General features: G+C 67.4%; 4 protein-coding genes. All 4 read left to right on the top strand.

The annotated features are described in order from the left end of the window. On the top strand, positions 1-729 hold a 729-nt coding region (locus ACDP63_RS24435; RefSeq protein WP_028710614.1), incomplete at its 5' end, for an ABC transporter ATP-binding protein. Then, positions 726-1,427, top strand: a complete 702-nt coding sequence (locus tag ACDP63_RS24430; RefSeq protein ID WP_024844383.1) for an ABC transporter ATP-binding protein — start codon at positions 726-728, stop codon at positions 1,425-1,427. The genes ACDP63_RS24435 and ACDP63_RS24430, both read left to right, overlap by 4 nt. A gap of 1 nt (position 1,428) precedes the next feature. Continuing rightward, positions 1,429-2,316 (top strand): branched-chain amino acid ABC transporter permease, encoded by an 888-nt coding sequence (locus ACDP63_RS24425; protein WP_024844384.1) that lies wholly within the window; start codon positions 1,429-1,431, stop codon positions 2,314-2,316. Between the two features lies 1 nt (position 2,317). Continuing rightward, positions 2,318-2,834: branched-chain amino acid ABC transporter permease (locus ACDP63_RS24420; RefSeq protein ID WP_409928817.1), on the top strand; the 517-nt coding region annotated here is incomplete at its 3' end.

Genomic DNA, 2,834 nt, shown 5'->3' with positions numbered 1-2,834 from the left:
GCCCGCGGCCTTGGGCGGGATTTCGCGGGTTTCACGGCGGTGAACGATGTCGACCTGGACGTGGCGCATGCGCGCATCCATGCGCTGATCGGGCCCAATGGCGCCGGCAAGACCACGGTCTTCAACCTTTTGACCAAGTTCCTGCAACCGACGCGGGGCTCGATCACGCTGCTGGGCCAGGACATCACCAATACCCGGCCCGACAAGGTGGCGCGGATGGGGCTGGTGCGCAGCTTCCAGATCTCGGCGGTGTTCCCGCACCTGACGGTGCGCGAGAACGTCAAGGTCGCCTTGCAGCGGCCCAACGGGCTCTCGACGCAGTTCTGGCTGCCGCTGTCGGCGCTCGACCGGCTGAACCCGCGCGCCGACGCGCTGATCGACCGGCTCGGCCTGGCGCCATACCGCGACCACCGCGCCGCCGACCTGTCCTATGGCCGCAAGCGCGTGCTGGAGATCGCCACCACGCTGGCGCTGGATCCCGAGGTGCTGCTTCTGGACGAGCCGATGGCCGGCATGGGCCAGGAGGACGTGGCCATGGTCGCGGGCATCATCCGCGACCTCGCCGCCGAGCGCGCGGTGCTGATGGTCGAGCACAACCTGAGCGTCGTGGCCGATATCTGCCACCACGTCACCGTGCTGCAGCGCGGCGAGATCATCGCGGCGGGCGACTATGCCACCGTCTCGGCCGATCCGCGCGTGCGCAGCGCCTATATGGGGTCCGAGGCATGAGCGCGCTGCTGCAAGTCGAGAACCTGCAGGCCTGGTATGGCGAAAGCCATGTCCTGCACGGCGTGAACCTCTCGGTCGCCGAGGGCGAGACCATCTGCATCCTGGGCCGCAACGGCATGGGCAAGACCACGACGCTGCGCACGATCATGGGCATCCTGCGCAAGCGCACGGGCCGGATCGCATTCGCCGGGCGCGACATGATGGCGCTGCCCCTGCACCAGACCGCGCGGGCGGGCCTGGGCTTCGTGCCCGAGGAGCGCGGCATCTTCGCCAGCCTCTCGGTCGAGGAGAACCTGATGCTGCCGCCCCGGGTCGCCGAGGGCGGCATGTCGGTCGAGGAGATCTACGCGCTGTTCCCGAACCTCAAGGAGCGGCGAAACAGCCAGGGCACCAAGCTGTCGGGCGGCGAGCAGCAGATGCTGGCCATGGCGCGCATCCTGCGCACCGGGGCGCGCTGCCTTTTGCTGGACGAGCCGACCGAGGGGCTGGCCCCGGTCATCATCCAGGCCATCGGCGAGGTGCTGCAGAAGCTGAAGGGCCGCGGCATGACCGTGGTGCTGGTCGAGCAGAACTTCCGCTTCGCCGCCAAGGTCGCCGACCGCTTCTACCTGATGGACCACGGCCGGATGACGGCGGAATTCCCCGTGGCCGAGCTGCCGCAGCAGATGGACATGCTGCATCGCGAACTGGGGGTGTGACATGACCATGATCTTCGGCATTCCCGTCCAGGCGCTGATGGGGCAATTGCTGGTCGGGCTCATCAACGGCTCGTTCTACGCGCTGCTGTCGCTGGGCCTGGCGGTGATCTTCGGCCTCTTGCGGGTCATCAACTTCGCCCATGGCGCGCAATACATGCTGGGCGCCTTCGCGGCGCTGCTGCTGCTGACCGTGGGCGGCATCAACTACTGGCTGGCGCTGATCCTGGCGCCGCTTTTCGTCGGCCTGTTCGCGGCGCTGGTGGAAAAGACCATGCTGTCGCGGCTCTACAAGCTCGACCCGCTCTACGGGCTTCTCTTCACCTTCGGCCTGGCCCTGGCGATCGAGGGCACCTTCCGCTATTTCTTCGGCGCCTCGGGCAAGCCCTATGCGCCGCCCGCGCAGCTGACCGGGGCGGTGAACCTGGGCTTCATGTTCCTGCCGATCTATCGCGGCTGGGTGGTCATCGCCTCGCTGGCGGTCTGCATCGCGGTCTGGCTCTTGATCGAGAAGACCAAGCTCGGCGCCTACCTGCGCGCCGCGACCGAGAACCCCACGCTGGTTCAGGCCTTCGGCGTCAATGTGCCGCTGCTCCTGACCCTGACCTATGCGCTCGGCGCGGGCCTCGCGGGTTTCGCGGGGGTGCTGGCGGCGCCGGTCTACCAGGTCTCGCCCCTGATGGGCTCGAACCTGATCATCATCGTCTTCGCGGTGGTGGTGGTCGGCGGCATGGGCTCGATCCTGGGCGCCATCGTCACCGGCTACATGCTGGGCGTGGTCGAGGGGCTGACCAAGGTCTTCTACCCCGAGGCCTCGAACATCGTGATCTTCGTCATCATGGCGATCGTCTTGATCCTGCGGCCCGCGGGCCTTTTCGGAAAGGATGCCTGAGATGGCCGCGAAATCCGGACCCATCCCCACCGACCATGTCGCCGCCCATCCGCGCGCCGGGCAGGCCCAGCTGCTGCTGGTCGCCCTGGCGCTGGCCGGGCTCGTGGTGGCGCCGATGTTTCTCTACCCGATCTTCCTGATGAAGCTGCTGGCCTTCGCGCTCTTCGCCTCGGCCTTCAACCTGCTCTTGGGCTATACCGGCCTTCTGTCCTTCGGCCATGCCACCTTCTTCGGGGGCGCGGCCTATTTCACCGCCCATGCGGTCAAGGTCTGGGGCTGGTCGCCCGAGGCCGGCATCCTGCTGGGCGTCGCCGGCGCCGCCCTGCTGGGGCTGGTGATGGGCGCCATCGCCATCCGCCGCCAGGGCATCTATTTCGCCATGATCACCCTGGCCTTGTCGCAGATGTTCTTCTTCTTCTGCCTGCAGGCGCCCTTCACCCATGGCGAGGACGGCATCCAGTCGGTGCCGCGCGGGCATCTCTTCGGGCTGATCGACCTGAACCGGCCGATGAACATGT

Origin of the sequence: Paracoccus sp. P2 (assembly GCF_046335115.1) — a bacterium.
Taxonomy (GTDB): Bacteria; Pseudomonadota; Alphaproteobacteria; order Rhodobacterales; family Rhodobacteraceae; genus Paracoccus; species Paracoccus pantotrophus.
This window is presented reverse-complemented; position numbering and strand designations above follow the sequence as displayed.